Here is a 16757-nt window from a genome sequence, read left to right as displayed (position 1 = left end):
ACCATGTTGAGAGGTCAGGCTATTATTATCAATGGTTTGTCTAAATCGCATGCCATGACCGGTTGGCGTTTGGGTCTGATTTTCGCTCCTGCGGCCTTTACAGCCCAGCTAATCAAGAGTCACCAATATTTGGTTACTGCCGCAAATACCATGGCCCAACATGCTGCAGTAGAAGCCTTGACGGCTGGTAAAAACGATGCGGAGTCTATGAAGAAGGAATACATCCAGCGTCGGGACTATATTATCGAAAAGATGACTGCTCTTGGTTTTGAGATTATTAAACCAGACGGTGCCTTCTATATCTTTGCTAAGATTCCAGACGGCTACAATCAAGATTCCTTTGCTTTTCTGAAGGATTTTGCTCAGAAGAAGGCCGTTGCCTTTATCCCTGGTGCAGCCTTTGGGCGTTACGGGGAAGGTTATGTTCGCCTATCTTATGCAGCCAGCATGGAGACGATCAAAGAAGCCATGAAACGACTTGAGGAGTACATGAGAGAAGCATGATTCAGTCTATCACGAGTCAAGGCTTGGTGCTCTACAATCGCAACTTTCGTGAAGATGACAAGCTCGTCAAGATTTTTACAGAGCAGGCTGGTAAGCGCATGTTTTTCGTTAAACATGCTGGCCAGTCTAAGCTGGCCCCTGTTATTCAGCCCTTGGTGCTGGCTCGATTTCTCTTGCGAATCAATGATGATGGGCTCAGTTACATTGAGGACTATCATGAGGTCATGACCTTTCCCAAGATCAATAGTGACCTCTTTGTCATGGCCTATGCGACCTATGTGGCAGCTCTTGCCGATGCTAGTTTGCAGGACAATCAGCAGGATGCTCCCTTGTTTGCTTTTTTGCAAAAGACTTTGGAGTTGATGGAAGCGGGCTTGGATTATCAAGTCTTGACCAATATTTTTGAAATCCAAATCTTGACTCGATTTGGAATCAGCCTCAATTTTAATGAGTGTGTCTTTTGTCATCGGGTCGGTCAGGCTTTTGATTTTTCTTTTAAATATGGAGCCTGCCTCTGCCCAGAGCATTATCATGAGGATGAGAGACGTTGCCATCTCAATCCCAATATCCCTTATCTGCTCAATCAATTTCAAGCCATTGATTTTGAGACTTTGGAGACCATTTCGCTCAAGCCTGAAATCAAGCAAGACTTACGCCAATTTATGGATCAACTCTACGAAGAGTACGTTGGGATTCACCTAAAATCAAAGAAATTTATTGATTCCCTAGCAGACTGGGGACAATTACTAAAAGGGGAAAAGAAATGAAAAAAATCGCAGTAGATGCCATGGGAGGCGATTATGCACCTCAGGCCATCGTTGAGGGTGTCAATCAAGCCCTAGCTGACTTTTCAGATATCGAGGTTCAACTCTACGGAGATGAAGCTAAAATCAAGCAATATCTGATAGCCACAGAGCGCGTCAGCATTATCCATACGGATGAGAAGATTGATTCAGACGATGAACCTACGAGAGCTATTCGGAAGAAGAAAAACGCCAGTATGGTATTGGCAGCCAAGGCTGTCAAAGAGGGTGAAGCAGATGCTGTTCTCTCAGCTGGGAATACAGGTGCTTTACTAGCAGCAGGATTTTTCATCGTGGGTCGTATCAAGAACATCGATCGTCCTGGGCTTATGTCAACCTTGCCGACTATTGATGGGAAAGGTTTTGACATGCTGGACCTCGGTGCTAATGCAGAAAATACAGCCCAGCACCTCCATCAATACGCGGTTCTAGGTTCTTTCTATGCTAAAAATGTCCGTGGCATTGCGCAACCACGTGTTGGCTTACTTAACAATGGAACAGAGAGTAGCAAGGGTGACCCGCTTCGTAAGGAAACTTACGAATTACTAGCAGCTGATGAAAGTTTAAACTTTATCGGAAACGTGGAAGCGCGTGATTTGATGAATGGCGTTGCGGATGTTGTCGTGGCAGATGGTTTCACGGGAAACGCTGTGCTTAAATCCATTGAAGGGACAGCCATGGGAATTATGGGCTTGCTCAAGACAGCTATTACAGGTGGTGGTCTTCGAGCGAAACTAGGTGCTCTCCTTCTTAAGGATAGCCTCAGAGGTTTGAAAAAACAGCTCAACTACTCAGATGTTGGTGGAGCAGTCTTATTTGGTGTCAAAGCACCTGTTGTCAAGACTCATGGTTCAAGCGATGCCAAGGCTGTTTATAGTACAATCCGCCAGATTCGTACCATGCTAGAGACAGACGTAGTTGCCCAGACTGCGCGTGAATTTTCAGGAGAATAAAAGAGATGACAGAAAAAGAAATTTTTGACCGTATTATGACCATTATCCAAGAGCGACAGGGAGAGGACTTTGTCGTGACAGAATCCTTGAGTCTAAAAGATGACTTGGATGCGGACTCCGTTGACTTGATGGAGTTTATCTTGACACTGGAAGATGAATTTAATATCGAAATCAGCGATGAGGAAATTGACCAACTCCAAAGTGTAGGAGATGTGGTTAAAATCATTCAAGGAAAATAGAAATCGGAGTTCCAAGGCATTTGCTTTGGACTTTTTTATTTGGCTTAATACTCNNCGGCTAGCTTCCTAGTTTGCTTTTTGATTTTCATTGAGTATAAGTGACCGTTTAGGAACAGATTTAGTCTTTCTAGGGACAGTAGAAATCTGAGGAGAAATAGGGGATATAATGGAGTTAGAAAAAATCAATCTCCAAAAAGGAGAAAAAAGAAAGGATTTTTATAGAGTTATAGCAATATGGTATAGCTCAAAATACAATTTGTAGGTATTGATAACATTGTCTAATCTTTCACAATATTATTGACTTTGACAATGAAAAGTATTAGAATATAGCTAAATAAAGAGGGGAAGCCCTCTTATAGCTATTCAATAAAGGAGGAAATGGCTATGAAAAAATCTAAACTACTCACACTTGGTTTGCTTGCAGGTGCTGGTCTACTTTTATCTATCAACCAAGCACAGGCTGCAGATACTTGGGTTAAAAATGGCACTGACTGGAATCTTTCTCAAGATGGTAGTCTCGCTAAAAATAAATGGGTACAAAACGCAGGTTCTTGGTATCACTTCGACAGCACTGGTAAAATGCAGACAGGCTGGCTCAAAGACGGTGATACGTGGTATTCCCTAGCAGATAGTGGCGCTATGCGTACTGGCTGGTACAAGGAAGGTAGCACATGGTACTCACTAGCAGATAGTGGCGCCATGCGTACAGATTGGTACAAAGAAGGGTTTACATGGTATTACCTCAAAGACAGTGGCGCTATGGCAACAGGATGGGCAACTGCAAATGGTCAATGGTCTTACTTTGAAAAATCAGGTGCTATGGTCGCAGATAGAGCTGTCCCAGCCAGTGATGGGGAAAGTTATGTTATTGGTAAGGATGGTTATATGTTGACCAAACTCCCTAGTCAGGTTGAACAATCTCAAGCGGATGATACAATTATCACAAATATTGTTACTTTGTCTGATGGGTATGATTATCATCTTATTTATAGAAAAAATGGGGTCGTTGTTGAAAAGAATGCCTGGTATATAAAACCTGAGTTTAAGAAGTTTTCTAATAAATATGGGGATGTGGTTTCAAATACAACCTTAGCTCTAGTGGATAATAAAGAAGAAGGACAAGAAATTGATCCTAAAGCTGTTATTCATAATTTCCAAAATCTACCAGGTCGATATTACTTTGGAGCAGATGGTCGTAGAGTATTACCACTTCCAGAGATGACAACTAGATCAGAAATCAAAAAAGTTGGTAATGATCTTTATCTAGAAGACCCAGGTGCACGACTTCGTCTTGGAGCTACCCACTTTACAATCAATAACAATAAATTATACTATCTAGAAAATGAGCAAGGTAAGCTTAAAACAGGTTACTTTGTATTGATTGATGATGGAGCAACCACTACTCACTATCACATCCTTGCCTATGCGGATCAATCTGGTGAGATTCTGAAGATGAAACGCTTGCCATCAGGAGTTTCAGATTATCTTGATAAAGAAATTGATGGTTTCTATGGTCAAAAAATTAAGATTGAATCTCCACACTCAAACGAATATTATAAAGTGGTTGTGGTTAAATAAAAATAACATCTTCACAACTAATCGTTAACACTCTAACCAATATACCATTTTCAGGAGGCTTTAGATTTCTTGTATTTTAAAAGGAAACTAAAGCCTTTTGTAGATGAAGCAGGGGATAGAGTTATCTATAAAATAATGAAAAGGAGTCTGTCATGGAAATGAAAAATACATTTGTAGAATTGGAACAATTTGAAGAGTTAACCTCAGAGGTATTGGAGGAAGTGAATGGTGGAGGGATTTTTGAAGATACTGTAAAATGGTGCAATAAATTATTTGGTACGGGTAGACACGTTGCTTAAATTCACAGTATTAGTTAGAGATTAGATTTATTTATGCTTATTTTAGAATTCTTATTTTCTGTGATATATCTACTGTTGGTAGTCGTTTCAACCATAGTGCCTACTATTTATTTGGGCGCTCAAATTTCCCCAGAATTTTATAAAAAACGTTATTGGATACTTATATTTTTAATTAGTTTATCTGCTCGTCAAACATTTGGAGAATTATTTCATATAGGAGTTCTTATCTACTTTTACTGTATTTTTTTATTAGTATTGCACAAGGGAAAAGGGGAATCTCTTTTTCTTTCTCTGTATCTTTTTCTCTTCTTTCAAAGTATTCGTTATTTATTTTTGACAATTTGGATTCGTGTATTATCTGGTGAGCATTGTTGTTTCGTAGATTCGTTTTCTACTTTATATATATCTATATTTGATTTATTATCAATCTTTCTATGTTGTAAAATTATGAAGCGTTGGTCTTTGGATTTGGATTTATTCTTTTCAGATGCTTTCAAAACCCACTATCGTAAGAGCTTTTTCATTATCCTACCTCTGACTGGATTTAGGATATTCTCTTCGTTCATGACCAATAGAAATAGTTCTTTTTACGTTCGCTTTGACACGACCATTTCTCTCCTGATTTTCATTCTCTTTTTCTCCTGGCTCTTTTATATCAGACACTTAGAGCAGGTTTATCGTGATGAGCAGACCATTCAGAGACAGGAAGAAGAAAATCGTTCCTTGCAAGGGATGGTGGATAAGTTGGGTCATCTCTATGATGAGGTTCGAGGTTTCCGTCATGATTTTGCAGGGATTGTCGCTAGCATGGAGCCTGCCATAGCGAATCAAGATATGGCTGAGGTGTCTACCATTTATCAAGATGTCTTTCTGAAGACCAATGAAAAGCTGAGAAAGGCGGACTACACGGCCTTTAATCTTCACAATATCCATGACATAGCCATTCGTAATACCTTGGCAAAAGCCATGATTGTGGCAGATAATCAGGGAATTCATTTTAGTTTGGAGACGGTGGGGGTTGTCGAAGAGCTGGCTTTGCCTATGTTGGAGGCTATCCGTATCCTCTCTATCCTCACGACAAATGCCTTAGAGGCAGCCAGTGAGGCGGAAAATCCGCAGATTAGGGTTGCTTTATTGGCAAGTGATAGGAGTGTCCGTTTTATCATTGAAAACACTCGTAAGAAAGAAGAACTGAATCCCAGCATTCTCAGTCAAAAGGGGTATTCTACAAAGGGTAACCACAGTGGACTGGGCTTAGCGACCTTGGAAGATATGGTTTTTCATTATGATTTAAACTTAGATACCCAGCTAGGAGAGACGACTTTTAGACAAGATTTAGAATTGCCGTTTAAGGATGAGAGACGAGGGGGAGAGGAATGAGAATTTTAGTTTTGGAAGACGATAGAGTCCAGCAAGGACGGATAGAGCAGACTTTACTAGATATTGGTCGCACTCGCAATTTGAGATTGGAAATTGATATTGCTAAAAACTATGGAGATGTTGAAAAGTATTCTCAGTATTTTGACCATTACCAGCTCTATTTATTGGATTTAGAGATTGATGGAGAGCGTGAACGGGGCTTTCGGGTTGCTCAACAGGTTCGGGAGCGGGATCCTTTTACAAGCATTGTCTTTGTGTCCACGCACTCGGAGTCCTTGCCTCTAGCTTTTCGCTACCACTTGTCTGCCTTGGATTTTATTTCTAAGGATCAGCCAGAGGAAGATTACCGTCATCAGCTGGAGCGCTGTCTGGACTATGTACTGGCAGTAGATAAGAGGGAAAATATGCGTCTCTTTACCTATAGTTTTGAGGGAAGACGGGGCTTCACTCTGCCCTACCATGAAATTTTAGCCTTTGAAACTTCAGTGGAATCCCATCGTATCAAGGTCTATTATGCCAATCATTCTATCAAGACCATTTATGGCAGTCTCAAGGATATCGCTGCCAAGGCTGAAAAAGATTACTTTGTCTATGCCAATCGCAATACGTTAGTCAGTTTACAGGCTATTGAAGAGATGACTGCGACAGAAGTGACTCTGTTAGAAGGTCTGCACTTCCCCGTATCACGAACAGCCAGAAGAACCCTTAAAAAACATCTCAATGTCTAATATCTGTTAGACTTGTATGAATTTATCAATAAGAATGTCGGAAAATTTTCTGATATTCTTATTTTTTTGGATTCTTTCTCGAATAGATAAGTAAGAGGAAACAGAAAGGAGCCTAGTTCATGTTTATATCAATGTTCTACCCATGGTTCACTGAGTTATTTTTTAAATAAATTGAATTTAGTTGTACATTTTCGAAATTTTTTTCGAATAGATAAGTAAGAGGAAACAGAAAGGAGTCTGGTTTATGTATCTACCGATTTTCTATTCATGGTATATTAAATTATTTTTGAAATAAAATTTGATTTAGTTGTTTATTTTCGAATTCTTTTTCGAATAGATAAGTAAGAGGAAAAAGGAAGGAGTTTGGTTTATGTATCTACCAATCTTGTATCCGTGGTTTACTAAATTATTTTTCAAATAAATTTAATTTAGTTGTACATTTTCGAAATTTTTTTCGAATAGATAAGTAAGTAAGAGGAAACAGAAAGGAGTCTAATTCATGTATCTACCAATTTTCTATCCATGGTTTACTAAATTATTTTTCAAATAAATTTAATTTAGTTGTACATTTTTGAATTGTTTTTCGAATAGATAAGTAAGAGGAAAAGGAGTTTGCTTCATGTATCTACCAATTTTTTATCCGTGGTTTGCTAAATTATTTTTCAAGTAAATTTAATTTAGTTGTACATTTTCGAAATTTTTTTCGAATAGATAAGTAAGAGGAAACAGAAAGGAGTCTGGTTTATGTATCTACCGATTTTCTATTCATGGTACATTAAATTATTTTTGAAATAAAATTTAATTTAGTTGTTTATTTTCGAAATTTTTTTCGAATAAATAAGTAAGAGGAAAAGGAAAGGAGCCTGGTTCATGTATCTACCAATTTTTTATCCGTGGTTTGCTAAATTATTTTTCAAATAAATTTAATTTAGTTGTACATTTTCGAAATTTTTTTCGAATAGATAAGTAAGAGGAAAAAGAAAGGAATAAAATAATGAAAGAACATTATTACGGATTTGTTGAGCTAACTTCGGAAGAATTGACCGATATTCAAGGTGGAGAAAATTGGACGAAGACCCTTGTAGATTGGTACATTGGATTTCGTAGAGGTTTTGGTTTTTAGGAGGATAAGAGATGAATGAAATGAATGATAAGTATACTATTGAAGTATTAAAGGAAAGCGACTTAGCCTTGCTGGTGGGTGGTAGCAAGGAAAGCTATCAACGGGGTTTAAATACAGGTCTATGGTTCCGTCGTGCATTATTTGGATTCTAAGATAATATTTAGAGAGTAAAGGTTATCTATAACAACGAATAGAATATATGAAAAAGGAAAGACAAAAAACTACCTTTTTCAATTGTTAAGAATCAAAAAAGGAGAATAAGATGGAAAAATTTAAAAATATGGAAGATAGTTTTCATGTAATGAGTCATGAGGAAATGGCCGATGTAGAAGGAGGCTTGCTAATTGGTCTGGTAGTAGTTGGAGGAGTCGCAATTGCAGGAACATTTTTATTGGGTGCGGTAGATGGTGCTTCAGGAGCACATGCTAAGCGTCGTGGACGTTAACAGGGAAGGAAGAGCGCTGATGGAACGCATGATAGAAAGTTGGATTACTAGGGTAGAGACCTTTTACAGTTTGCAGTCAATTCCTGTAAAAGTATTGATTTTCATAGTTGGAGTAGTTGGGGTTTATGCTTTAGGGACATTACTTTTAGGACCGGTTTATTGGGCGGGACAGAAGTTTGGCGAAATGGTTTACAATTATTTATTTTAATAAAAAATTATAGATAAAGAGGAACAAATACAATGAATATGATAAAAATTGAAGAAAGATTTACAAGTCTCACAGAAAAAGATTTAGCAACAGTAGAGGGCGGTCGAGTGTCATGGAGAGGTAATATTAACATCGATGTCCATAAAGTGATTGATAGTACGGGAAGATTTTTCGGTGGTATCTATAATGCTGGTAGAGCATTTGGTCGAAATGTTTACAATGCATTTTATTAATATAGTTTATTAAAATTGATATATATTATATTTTTGAATTTATCTTCGAATTTATCTTCGAATAGATAAATAAGAGGAATACAGGGAATGATTATTTCAGTAATTCAAGATTTGGATGAAACAATTTAATAAACACCGCTATACCAAACTTGTCAAGTTTGTAACAAGACAAATATTAAAAATAAAAAAGGAGGTATTCGTTATGAATACAAAAACGATGTCACAATTTGAAATTATGGATACTGAGATGCTTGCTTGCCTTGAAGGTGGCGGATGCAATTGGGGAGATTTTGCCAAAGCAGGTGTTGGAGGAGGAGCAGCACGAGGTCTTCAGCTAGGAATTAAAACAGGAACCTGGCAAGGTGCAGCAACTGGTGCTGCGGGAGGAGCTATACTTGGAGGTGTGGCCTATGCAGCGACATGTTGGTGGTAATTATGGATTTTAAAAGTTTTATTATTGGTTTAGTAGTTGGTATATTTGGTCCCTATATGGATGATTTAATTAGAAAAAAATTTTTAAAGTCTTCGGAGAAGAAAACAGAAAAATTTGTCAAAAAATAATCAAAACGATAAATGATGAATCTGATTCAAAATTATCTTGCACATGTAAAGAGGACCATCTTTCCTCTTATCAGGTAAATAGGAATCTTGCAGTAGCGAATCAAAAAAGGAGTAACTATGAATCGTAATTTAGAACGGTGTTATCTATTCTGACTAGGAATAGATCATACCAGAGGTGGCTTAGAAATAGCAGGGACATTAGAAATTGAAGTAACTTTAAATAGGATGTCGTAAATGTTGCTATCAATGATTTATTTGTCCCAAGCTTGCCTAGGGTGTCAGTAAAACATCAATTTCCTTTCATATCATATTTTTAGTAGGCAGAACGTTTGTTCTGCCTATTTTTGCTAAAAAGTGCAGTTGAAGTGTCTATTTGCATCATTTGGAGTTTTACATGTATTTTTGAAAAAAAATAGGTATAGAAATTAGGAAAGTTGAAGAAAAGGAATGAAGAAGGTCTTAGTTTGTGATTTTTTACATACTTTTAAGTCTTGATGAAGTAGCTTGAACTAATATATAATTGCTAGAAATTGAATACACTACTCCTTGAGGGCATTTTGCCCTCTTTTATATTTTACAATAAGTGTAAAAAGGATAGTTTTTATGCGTTACGGTTATGTTCGAGTATCTACAAAAGAACAAAATATTGATAGGCAATTTTCAGCCTTAGTAGAAAACAAATTATCAAAAGAGAATATTTTTATTGATTACGTTTCAGGAAAAGATTTTGACAGAATGGAATATCAAAAATTATTAACTACCTTGAAAGAAAATGATGAATTGGTTATTAAATCAATTGATAGGTTGGGAAGAAACTATGATGAAATTTTAGAACAATGGCAAGCAATTACTAAGAAAAAGAAAGTAAATATAACTGTTTTAGATTTCCCTTTATTAAATACAAAGAATAGCAATGATAATATCACAGGAAAACTAATCTCCGATATCGTTTTACAAGTCCTATCTTATGTGGCACAGTTTGAAAGAGAACAAATCAAACAAAGACAAATGGAAGGAATACGGGAAGCACAGAAAAAAGGGAAGAAATTCGGTAGACCAAAATTGGTTGTCCCGAATAATCTCCCTGATGTGATAGCTCAATATAAGAAAAAAGAAATAACCTTACGAGAAGGTGCAGACATCTTAGGAGTATCAAAAAGCACCTTTCATAATTGGATAAAAAATTCATAGTTCTTGTCAAAAAACCTAGGATTTTTTGGACAGAAAATACAGTCTATTTTAGAAGCGTTTTCGTTAGAAAAAAGGTTCTAAAATCCAGCATTTTGACCAATTATTATTACACTTTCATTTTATCAAGTTTGTCCAAAAAAGTCTAGATTTTAGGACAAACTGATTATTTTACAATAAATAAAAATAGGGGGACACGAAATGGACACCAAAGCTAAAAAGTTCACACTTGCAACGATTTCAGCTCTATCACTTCTTGGGGTAGGAATTGTTACATCACAATCAGTAGCTGCTAATGATAGGCTGGTTTCCACTCAAGCAATCAATGGTCAATCCTACAATATCTTAAACTCTGAGGTCACTAGTACTTCTTCTGGTACTACTCTAGTTGGGATTGAAGGGACTTTCTTAACGCCAGATAAACAGGCTATCTTAGATCGTATCAATGCCATTCGAAAAGAGGCAGCAGATGAAGGTCTAGTTACTAGCTATGTTCCTATCAAATGGTCAACTGCACTAGAAAAAACAGCCTTCGTTCGGGCAGCAGAAGCCTCTGTAACTAGGCATCATAAACGTTTATCTAATAAAGATATTTGGAGTGCCTGGCCTTCAGGGAATTTTTCACTAGCCGAAAACTTAGCTTGGAACTATGATGGATTTATGACAGCTATTAATCAATGGTATGACGAAAAAGCAGATTACGTCAAATCTCGTAGTGGGGCAAGTGTATCTGGTCAAACTGGACACTACGAATCCTTAATCAATTCAGAATTGACCTATATGGGTTTGGCAGCCTTTGAAAACCCTGTCACTCAAAATGGATGGATTACCGTTGCACAAAGTTTCGGAACATCATCTGGTGGCTCTGAAGAATTAGCTGGTGGTTATGGAAAGGCCATTCAATATACAGAAGCAAATTCTTCTCAGATTCAAACATTTGCGACTAAGGCGAGTCTTTTTGACAAAGACTTGAAGGCAATCGGAACTCATACTAGTAAGAAAACAAAACAAGGTAAGTCTAACGGGACTAATAAACCAGGTTTCTTTTTTCAAATGCAAGATATTGGTAGGGGTATGGGTTTTTGGCGACAATCTGGCTCTCGTTGGTGGTTTATGCAACTTGATGGGTCTTACCCTTACAATCAGTGGGCAAAATTAGATAATATATGGTATCACTTCGATAGTTCAGGTTGGATGCAAACTGGCTGGATAAAAGACAACGGCACGTGGTACTACCTCGACGGTTCAGGTGCTATGAAGACTGGCTGGCTCAAAGATAACGGTAGTTGGTATTATCTTGATAGCTCAGGTGCTATGAAAACAGGCTGGATGAAGGTATCTGGTAAATGGTACTATGCCTATAGCTCTGGTGCACTCGCAATCAATACGACGACCCCTGATGGTTACCGTGTCAATTACAACGGTGAGTGGGTCTAGGATAAGATTATAAAAAATAGATAAAAAGAAAAGGAATACAAAAATTATGAAAAAAATCGTTTTAACGACTACAGCAGTTTTATCACTCCTAGCAACAGGAGCTACAATTTCAAGTGTCAATGCAGCAAGTGGCGTCCCGATGGTCAAGTTCTGGTCTCCTGCAGCTAATGCTTATGTTGAAGAACCTGCTCCTGGTTATCGTGATACAGATTTAGTCGCAACAGATGTGACGCTTGTAGAAAAAAGAAAAGCACAACTTGGAGCATTTTCTGATGGTGAATTTACAACGGTTGATTGGGTAGATAATGCTTATAGACAAGAATTCTCTAAGCAATTTGCAAGTTTTGAATCCAACGGCATTGCTACATTTAACGGTAAAACAATTGTCTTTAAAGCAACAGATTATGGTATCTATACCATGAAGTTTGAATTAGATGGAGTTCGTTACAAACTAACAGCCGATGTTAGAGAAAACGTAGGGAAAGGGGCACCTTTTTACACTTATGTGACCAAACTAGAAGTCTTATCGACTAATCAAGCAAATACTATCTCGAATACGAGTACTGAAAAACAAATAGAAGCAACAATTACAAAGGTTGAAATTCATCATTTTGGATTTAATTTTGAAGGTGTACTCTCAGAGCCACTACAACACGGAGGAGATAATGCAGCTAGAGGAAATGTTACTCTAATTGATAAGGCTACCGGAAAGATTGTGTACCAACATAATAATGATGTCATCTTTAGTGGTCTAACTAATGACGTCAACGACCAATTTCTTTTGCCTTTAATTTATAGTAATAAATTTAAAGGGGATGTTTTCGATATCAGACAGTTTCCTGCCGGAACATACATCTTGGAGATGTCTGGAGAAGCTGGCTCTCCGCACGATCACTCAGTTGATAATAGAAAACGTGTCTTTAAAGTTAGAAAAGAGGTGACTATCGGAAATCCTTCAACAAATTCAAATACTAACACCACAACTCAATCAGGTTCGAATTCATCTAGCTCGTCAACTTCTACAAGTTCGTCATCTGGAAACTATTCTAACACGGATACAACCATGACGACCCATCAGTCTAAATCTACTTGGATGTATTCGAATGGTCGCTGGTGGTATAAACACGAAGATGGCACTTATACAACTAATGACTGGGAAAAAATCAATGGTGTTTGGTATCGTTTTGATAACTCTGGTTGGATGCAAACTGGCTGGGTAAAAGACAACGGCACGTGGTACTATCTCGACGGCTCAGGTGCGATGAAGACAGGTTGGGTCAAAGATAACGGTAGCTGGTACTACCTTCAAGATTCAGGAGCTATGAAAACAGGCTGGATGAAAGTATCTGGCAAATGGTACTATGCCTATAGCTCTGGTGCACTCGCAATCAATACAACTACACCTGATGGCTATCGTGTCAATTACAATGGTGAATGGGTATAAAAACAATTTCAAATTGTAAAATTAAACATATGAAAAAATTATTTCTATTCAGTATTAGTATTTTAGCTGTTCCTATTTTAACTGCTTGCCAAGTTCAGAGTGAAAACACTTCCTCAGCAAGTTCTGAAGCAATTGCTTCAAGTACTAGTTCAACTTCTTCTACATCGGAAGAGAAGAAACCTGATTACACCCTATATAATCCTGTCCTTAAAGAATATGCCAAAGTATTAGATGATTCTCCTGCTTCACCTACAGAGGTCAATTCAAAAGCAAACTTAAAAAACACTTATCCTAACGAATATTCTGGATTACAGTATAGCTTGTATGATTTAGACCAAGACGGTACGGACGAACTTTTGATTGCCCTAAAAATGGATTCTAACTATTACGACTTATTAGATATTCGAACTCTTAAAAATGGTGAAGTTATTCGACTGACCAATGCAGAAAACAATCTGGACTTTATTGGAGAGCGAGTACATTTTAATCCTTTAGAAAAGGGTTATTTTCAATTATCTACCCGAGTATCTATTAATCAAATCCAACTTAAACTATACAAGTTGAATCAGGATGGAACACGGTTAGAACTAGTCATTGAATCAGATACAGAAGAGGGACTGGGGACAAAACCACCTTCCCTTGACATAAGATCTTTCTCTTGGAAATCTGTGACAAGTCTCATAAATGGAGAAACAACCCTTCCGTCAGAAAGTAAAGGGATGGATATTTCTGCAATTCAAAATGGAGATTTTTCTAGTGTCGCAGGCACTTGGAGGAATCGTACAGGTATTGAATTCACCTTTGACAAAAATGGTTTAGTAAGTGATCATTCCAAGATTTCAATTGAATATGCTAAAGAAATTGACCACTATCTTAAGGCAAATTCTATTTCGAAAGATGGAGGTGCTGGTGCAGCTATTGCTTTTTTACCAGCAGGAATCCCTATAACCATGTCTGTCACCTCTTCTGCAGATAATGGCTATACCGACTCATCTGATATTACACAAGACCGCTTATGGTTTGGACACCAACTTATCAATGGTAGTACCGAGGGATTTTTTTACAAGGTAGAATAGTTTTAATAGACTTACAAATTTATCAATAAGAATGTCGGAAAATTTTCTGATATTCTTATTTTTTTGACTTCCTTTTCGAATAGATAAGTAAGAGGAAAAAGGAAGGAGCCTAGTTCATGTTTATATCAATGTTCTACCCATGGTTCACTGAGTTATTTTTTAAATAAATTTAATTTAGTTGTACATTTTTGAATTGTTTTTCGAATAGATAAGTAAGAAGAAAAAGAAAGGAGTCTGGTTTATGTATCTACCGATTTTCTATTCATGGTACATTAAATTATTTTTTAAATAAAATTTAATTTAGTTGTACATTTTCGAATTATTTTTCGAATAGATAAGTAAGAGGAAAAAGAAAGGAGCCTAGTTCATGTATCTACCAATCTTGTATCCGTGGTTCATTAAATTATTTTTTAAATAAAATTTAATTTAGTTGTACGTTTTCGAAATTTTTTTCGAATAAATAAGTGAGAGGAAAAAGAAAGGAATAAAATAATGAAAGAACATTATTACGGATTTGTTGAGCTAACTTCGGAAGAATTGACCGATATTCAAGGTGGAGAAAATTGGACGAAGACCCTTGTAGATTGGTACATTGGATTTCGTAGAGGTTTTGGTTTTTAGGAGGATAAGCGATGAATGAAATGAATGATAAGTATACTATTGAAGTATTAAAGGAAAGCGACTTAGCCTTGCTGGTGGGTGGTAGCAAGGAAAGCTATCAACGGGGTCTAATTACAGGTCTATTGTTACGCGGTGTATTTATTGGAACCCCATTTTTTAGAAGATAAGATTTAGAAAAAATAGAACAAGAGGAGAAAAAAGATGACAAATTTTGACAAAATGGAACAGAACTTTGTAGCTCTTACAGAAGAAGAGTTGATGGATGTGGATGGGGGAGCATTGCCTCTTGTAATCGCCGGAGTGTCTATCTGGAAGATAGGTGCAGCAGTAGCAGGTGGAGCAGCAGCGCTTTTTGCTGGAGGAGCAGCTTTGGGGTATTATGCGAATAGACCATAATCTGATTGTAGTCAGAGAGGCATTTCTATGTTTTTAAAAAAAGAAGTGATATTATTAGGGGTATTGTTATCGCTACGTATTATTTTTACTATCGTTCAAATTTTAATTGACTATAAAATATTATCTGGACAGTATAGTGTAAATTTTATGGATATTTCAGAAGTATTTACTTATCCAATACTCATTTTAATCATTTACATAGCAATAAAATATAATACAAAGGAGTAATGACGAATATGAACTTAGAACAATTTTATCAATTATCTGACGATGAATTAGTGGGAACAAAAGGTGGTTTTGGTCTTGCGGAAGCAGTTGGGATTGCAGGAGTACTGAATGCTGCTGTACAAATTTTTAATGCTGGTTACAAATTTGGTTCAGATTTGGCTCGTCGTGGGCGTTAGATAATGAATAATCGCAACCTTAATCTCAATACATTGTTACCTAAACTAGCCACGATATTTCCTTTGTTGGGAATAATTCTTAATGTCGCGCTTCATGTGATTCGTACAGGTTCGTTAGTATCCTTTAATTGGCAATGGACTTTGGTTGGTTTGCTTTTCTCAGCATATTTTGGTATTTTTCGCAAAGATTTGTCAAAAAATAATCAAAACTATAAATGAAGAACATGAATCAAAAGGATTTTGTGTATATGAATGGTAGCGTTTTTCCGCCATTCTTGTCAGGTAAATAGGAGCTTTCTATGAAAACATTTTTATTAGGCTTTGCTGAGGGTTATTTTACCGTATCGCTCATAATCTACATCGCAACGTATTTGATTTTGAGAAATCCAATCAATACCCTATTTTATCCAGAAATTTACCCTGTTTTATTTGGGTTCTTTTATCTAGGATATAAGGTCAATAAAAAGCGAGTAGAGTAAACAGTTAAGAATGACTTGTTAGTCTGCGCTGAAAATAGCTAGGCTAGAATCTAAGAATGCATCACATTGGAGTTTAATATGAAATTTGTTAAATCAATACTGAAAGTTTGGCCTGAAATCATGGTATTACTTAGTTCGATGTCTTATATCATCATCAGATTAGTAGCTGATATGAATAAAGTATCTTTACCTACTTGGTTTGATAGTTTCAATATACCAACGATTGCATTATTTATGATGGTCTTCATTCTTTTATACAGAAGTAAAGAAAAAAAGAATGGATAAATTTGAGGTAGTAGACGTTCTATAGGGAATAGGTGTCTTATAGTAACGAATCAAAAAAAGGAGTAACTATGAATCGTAATTTAGAACTGTGTTATCTATTCTGACTATAAATAGATCATACCAGAGGTGGCTTAGAAATAGCAGAGACATTAAAAATTGAAGTAACTTTAAATAGGATGTCGTAAAGGTTACTATCAATGATTTATTTGTCCCAAGCTTGCCTAGGGTGTCAGAAAAAAATCATTTTCCTTTCAATAGCATATTTTTAGTAGGTAGGACGTTTGTTCTGCCTATTTTTTGCCAAAAAAAGTGTAGTTGAGGTGTTTATTTGGAGTTTTATACTCTTCGAAAATCAAATTCAAACCACGTCAGC

Annotated in this window: 27 protein-coding genes; all 27 read left to right on the top strand. The window is 36.7% G+C overall.

Annotated features, from left to right (window positions below):
* Positions 1-504: aminotransferase class I/II-fold pyridoxal phosphate-dependent enzyme (locus HT721_RS10355; RefSeq protein ID WP_173229771.1), on the top strand; the 504-nt coding region annotated here is incomplete at its 5' end.
* Positions 501-1271, top strand: a complete 771-nt coding sequence (recO, locus tag HT721_RS10350; RefSeq protein WP_173213977.1) for a DNA repair protein RecO — start codon at positions 501-503, stop codon at positions 1269-1271. The genes HT721_RS10355 and recO, both read left to right, overlap by 4 nt.
* Entirely contained in the window at positions 1268-2260 is a 993-nt protein-coding gene (plsX, locus tag HT721_RS10345; RefSeq protein ID WP_173213975.1) for a phosphate acyltransferase PlsX, read from the top strand. The genes recO and plsX overlap by 4 nt, the downstream gene beginning before the upstream one ends.
* Before the next feature lie 5 nt (positions 2261-2265).
* Positions 2266-2499, top strand: coding sequence for an acyl carrier protein (locus tag HT721_RS10340; RefSeq protein ID WP_173213973.1), 234 nt, complete (start codon positions 2266-2268; stop codon positions 2497-2499).
* 384 nt (positions 2500-2883) lie between these two features.
* Positions 2884-4077 carry an N-acetylmuramoyl-L-alanine amidase family protein gene (locus tag HT721_RS10335; RefSeq protein ID WP_173229769.1) on the top strand — a complete coding sequence of 398 codons (1194 nt, stop codon included), beginning with the start codon at positions 2884-2886 and terminating at the stop codon, positions 4075-4077.
* 152 nt (positions 4078-4229) lie between these two features.
* Positions 4230-4376: a smi_0057.1 family bacteriocin-like peptide gene (locus HT721_RS10330; RefSeq protein WP_173213969.1), complete on the top strand. Its 147-nt coding sequence runs from the start codon at positions 4230-4232 to the stop codon at positions 4374-4376.
* Positions 4377-4823: 447 nt separating this feature from the next.
* Positions 4824-5756 carry a GHKL domain-containing protein gene (locus tag HT721_RS10325; protein WP_240149785.1) on the top strand — a complete coding sequence of 311 codons (933 nt, stop codon included), beginning with the start codon at positions 4824-4826 and terminating at the stop codon, positions 5754-5756.
* Positions 5753-6484 (top strand): response regulator transcription factor, encoded by a 732-nt coding sequence (locus HT721_RS10320; RefSeq protein WP_173213965.1) that lies wholly within the window; start codon positions 5753-5755, stop codon positions 6482-6484. Before HT721_RS10325 ends, HT721_RS10320 begins: the two co-directional genes overlap by 4 nt.
* A 994-nt stretch (positions 6485-7478) precedes the next feature.
* A complete protein-coding gene (locus HT721_RS10315; protein WP_000658221.1) occupies positions 7479-7607 on the top strand; it encodes a smi_0059.1 family bacteriocin-like peptide in 129 nt (42 codons plus the stop codon).
* An 11-nt stretch (positions 7608-7618) separates the two neighbouring features.
* A complete protein-coding gene (locus tag HT721_RS10310; protein WP_155640144.1) occupies positions 7619-7759 on the top strand; it encodes a hypothetical protein in 141 nt (46 codons plus the stop codon).
* Positions 7760-7869: 110 nt separating this feature from the next.
* Positions 7870-8052: a hypothetical protein gene (locus HT721_RS10305; RefSeq protein WP_050967307.1), complete on the top strand. Its 183-nt coding sequence runs from the start codon at positions 7870-7872 to the stop codon at positions 8050-8052.
* Positions 8053-8071: 19 nt separating this feature from the next.
* Positions 8072-8260 carry a hypothetical protein gene (locus HT721_RS10300; protein ID WP_050967306.1) on the top strand — a complete coding sequence of 63 codons (189 nt, stop codon included), beginning with the start codon at positions 8072-8074 and terminating at the stop codon, positions 8258-8260.
* Positions 8261-8292: 32 nt separating this feature from the next.
* On the top strand, positions 8293-8493 hold the full coding sequence (locus tag HT721_RS10295; protein WP_050207636.1) for an SPPN_00645 family bacteriocin-like peptide: 201 nt from the start codon (positions 8293-8295) through the stop codon (positions 8491-8493).
* Positions 8494-8695: 202 nt separating this feature from the next.
* Entirely contained in the window at positions 8696-8926 is a 231-nt protein-coding gene (gene blpU / locus HT721_RS10290; protein ID WP_049512844.1) for a bacteriocin-like peptide BlpU, read from the top strand.
* Positions 8927-8928: 2 nt separating this feature from the next.
* Positions 8929-9054 (top strand): PncF family bacteriocin immunity protein, encoded by a 126-nt coding sequence (locus tag HT721_RS11345; RefSeq protein ID WP_007284823.1) that lies wholly within the window; start codon positions 8929-8931, stop codon positions 9052-9054.
* Positions 9055-9657: 603 nt separating this feature from the next.
* Entirely contained in the window at positions 9658-10245 is a 588-nt protein-coding gene (locus tag HT721_RS10285) for a recombinase family protein (RefSeq protein WP_023935475.1), read from the top strand.
* 198 nt (positions 10246-10443) lie between these two features.
* The gene (locus tag HT721_RS10280) at positions 10444-11679 is read left to right on the top strand and encodes a CAP domain-containing protein (protein ID WP_173213961.1); all 1236 of its coding nucleotides are present in this window, start codon (positions 10444-10446) and stop codon (positions 11677-11679) included.
* Between the two features lie 46 nt (positions 11680-11725).
* On the top strand, positions 11726-13123 hold the full coding sequence (locus HT721_RS10275; protein WP_173213959.1) for an N-acetylmuramoyl-L-alanine amidase family protein: 1398 nt from the start codon (positions 11726-11728) through the stop codon (positions 13121-13123).
* Positions 13124-13152: 29 nt separating this feature from the next.
* Entirely contained in the window at positions 13153-14199 is a 1047-nt protein-coding gene (locus HT721_RS10270) for a DUF6287 domain-containing protein (protein ID WP_173213957.1), read from the top strand.
* Between the two features lie 492 nt (positions 14200-14691).
* Entirely contained in the window at positions 14692-14820 is a 129-nt protein-coding gene (locus HT721_RS10265) for a smi_0059.1 family bacteriocin-like peptide (RefSeq protein ID WP_000658221.1), read from the top strand.
* 11 nt (positions 14821-14831) lie between these two features.
* The gene (locus HT721_RS10260; protein WP_171039272.1) at positions 14832-14987 is read left to right on the top strand and encodes a hypothetical protein; all 156 of its coding nucleotides are present in this window, start codon (positions 14832-14834) and stop codon (positions 14985-14987) included.
* Positions 14988-15021: 34 nt separating this feature from the next.
* Positions 15022-15216, top strand: coding sequence for a class IIb bacteriocin, lactobin A/cerein 7B family (locus tag HT721_RS10255; RefSeq protein WP_000180815.1), 195 nt, complete (start codon positions 15022-15024; stop codon positions 15214-15216).
* Between the two features lie 27 nt (positions 15217-15243).
* Entirely contained in the window at positions 15244-15444 is a 201-nt protein-coding gene (locus tag HT721_RS10250) for a hypothetical protein (RefSeq protein ID WP_023940558.1), read from the top strand.
* An 8-nt stretch (positions 15445-15452) separates the two neighbouring features.
* Positions 15453-15620 carry a class IIb bacteriocin, lactobin A/cerein 7B family gene (locus HT721_RS10245; protein WP_001047583.1) on the top strand — a complete coding sequence of 56 codons (168 nt, stop codon included), beginning with the start codon at positions 15453-15455 and terminating at the stop codon, positions 15618-15620.
* Positions 15621-15623: 3 nt separating this feature from the next.
* Positions 15624-15839 carry a bacteriocin immunity protein gene (locus HT721_RS11225; protein ID WP_138705309.1) on the top strand — a complete coding sequence of 72 codons (216 nt, stop codon included), beginning with the start codon at positions 15624-15626 and terminating at the stop codon, positions 15837-15839.
* A gap of 80 nt (positions 15840-15919) precedes the next feature.
* Complete coding sequence (locus HT721_RS10240) at positions 15920-16099, top strand: hypothetical protein (protein ID WP_173213956.1); 180 nt, start codon at positions 15920-15922, stop codon at positions 16097-16099.
* A gap of 78 nt (positions 16100-16177) precedes the next feature.
* Complete coding sequence (locus HT721_RS10235) at positions 16178-16384, top strand: bacteriocin immunity protein (RefSeq protein WP_000673799.1); 207 nt, start codon at positions 16178-16180, stop codon at positions 16382-16384.
* Positions 16385-16757: the final 373 nt, after the last annotated feature.

The organism is Streptococcus sp. 4094, assembly GCF_013277125.1.
Lineage (GTDB): Bacteria > Bacillota > Bacilli > Lactobacillales > Streptococcaceae > Streptococcus.
Note: the sequence above shows the minus strand (reverse complement) of the source record. Positions and strands in the feature narration are given on the sequence as shown.

Bases quoted from the DNA above. Each gene is read 5' to 3' on its own strand.
- HT721_RS10310 (WP_155640144.1), top strand. From the start codon at position 7,619: ATGAATGAAATGAATGATAAGTATACTATTGAAGTATTAAAGGAAAGC.
- HT721_RS10250 (WP_023940558.1), top strand. From the start codon at position 15,244: ATGTTTTTAAAAAAAGAAGTGATATTATTAGGGGTATTGTTATCGCTA.
- HT721_RS10275 (WP_173213959.1), top strand. From the start codon at position 11,726: ATGAAAAAAATCGTTTTAACGACTACAGCAGTTTTATCACTCCTAGCA.
- HT721_RS10330 (WP_173213969.1), top strand. From the start codon at position 4,230: ATGGAAATGAAAAATACATTTGTAGAATTGGAACAATTTGAAGAGTTA.
- HT721_RS10340 (WP_173213973.1), top strand. From the start codon at position 2,266: ATGACAGAAAAAGAAATTTTTGACCGTATTATGACCATTATCCAAGAG.
- HT721_RS10280 (WP_173213961.1), top strand. From the start codon at position 10,444: ATGGACACCAAAGCTAAAAAGTTCACACTTGCAACGATTTCAGCTCTA.
- HT721_RS10270 (WP_173213957.1), top strand. From the start codon at position 13,153: ATGAAAAAATTATTTCTATTCAGTATTAGTATTTTAGCTGTTCCTATT.
- recO (WP_173213977.1), top strand. From the start codon at position 501: ATGATTCAGTCTATCACGAGTCAAGGCTTGGTGCTCTACAATCGCAAC.
- HT721_RS10335 (WP_173229769.1), top strand. From the start codon at position 2,884: ATGAAAAAATCTAAACTACTCACACTTGGTTTGCTTGCAGGTGCTGGT.
- HT721_RS10305 (WP_050967307.1), top strand. From the start codon at position 7,870: ATGGAAAAATTTAAAAATATGGAAGATAGTTTTCATGTAATGAGTCAT.
- HT721_RS11225 (WP_138705309.1), top strand. From the start codon at position 15,624: ATGAATAATCGCAACCTTAATCTCAATACATTGTTACCTAAACTAGCC.
- HT721_RS10320 (WP_173213965.1), top strand. From the start codon at position 5,753: ATGAGAATTTTAGTTTTGGAAGACGATAGAGTCCAGCAAGGACGGATA.
- HT721_RS10260 (WP_171039272.1), top strand. From the start codon at position 14,832: ATGAATGAAATGAATGATAAGTATACTATTGAAGTATTAAAGGAAAGC.
- HT721_RS10255 (WP_000180815.1), top strand. From the start codon at position 15,022: ATGACAAATTTTGACAAAATGGAACAGAACTTTGTAGCTCTTACAGAA.
- blpU (WP_049512844.1), top strand. From the start codon at position 8,696: ATGAATACAAAAACGATGTCACAATTTGAAATTATGGATACTGAGATG.
- HT721_RS11345 (WP_007284823.1), top strand. From the start codon at position 8,929: ATGGATTTTAAAAGTTTTATTATTGGTTTAGTAGTTGGTATATTTGGT.
- HT721_RS10285 (WP_023935475.1), top strand. From the start codon at position 9,658: ATGCGTTACGGTTATGTTCGAGTATCTACAAAAGAACAAAATATTGAT.
- plsX (WP_173213975.1), top strand. From the start codon at position 1,268: ATGAAAAAAATCGCAGTAGATGCCATGGGAGGCGATTATGCACCTCAG.
- HT721_RS10325 (WP_240149785.1), top strand. From the start codon at position 4,824: ATGAAGCGTTGGTCTTTGGATTTGGATTTATTCTTTTCAGATGCTTTC.
- HT721_RS10315 (WP_000658221.1), top strand. From the start codon at position 7,479: ATGAAAGAACATTATTACGGATTTGTTGAGCTAACTTCGGAAGAATTG.
- HT721_RS10265 (WP_000658221.1), top strand. From the start codon at position 14,692: ATGAAAGAACATTATTACGGATTTGTTGAGCTAACTTCGGAAGAATTG.
- HT721_RS10245 (WP_001047583.1), top strand. From the start codon at position 15,453: ATGAACTTAGAACAATTTTATCAATTATCTGACGATGAATTAGTGGGA.
- HT721_RS10300 (WP_050967306.1), top strand. From the start codon at position 8,072: ATGGAACGCATGATAGAAAGTTGGATTACTAGGGTAGAGACCTTTTAC.
- HT721_RS10235 (WP_000673799.1), top strand. From the start codon at position 16,178: ATGAAATTTGTTAAATCAATACTGAAAGTTTGGCCTGAAATCATGGTA.
- HT721_RS10295 (WP_050207636.1), top strand. From the start codon at position 8,293: ATGAATATGATAAAAATTGAAGAAAGATTTACAAGTCTCACAGAAAAA.
- HT721_RS10240 (WP_173213956.1), top strand. From the start codon at position 15,920: ATGAAAACATTTTTATTAGGCTTTGCTGAGGGTTATTTTACCGTATCG.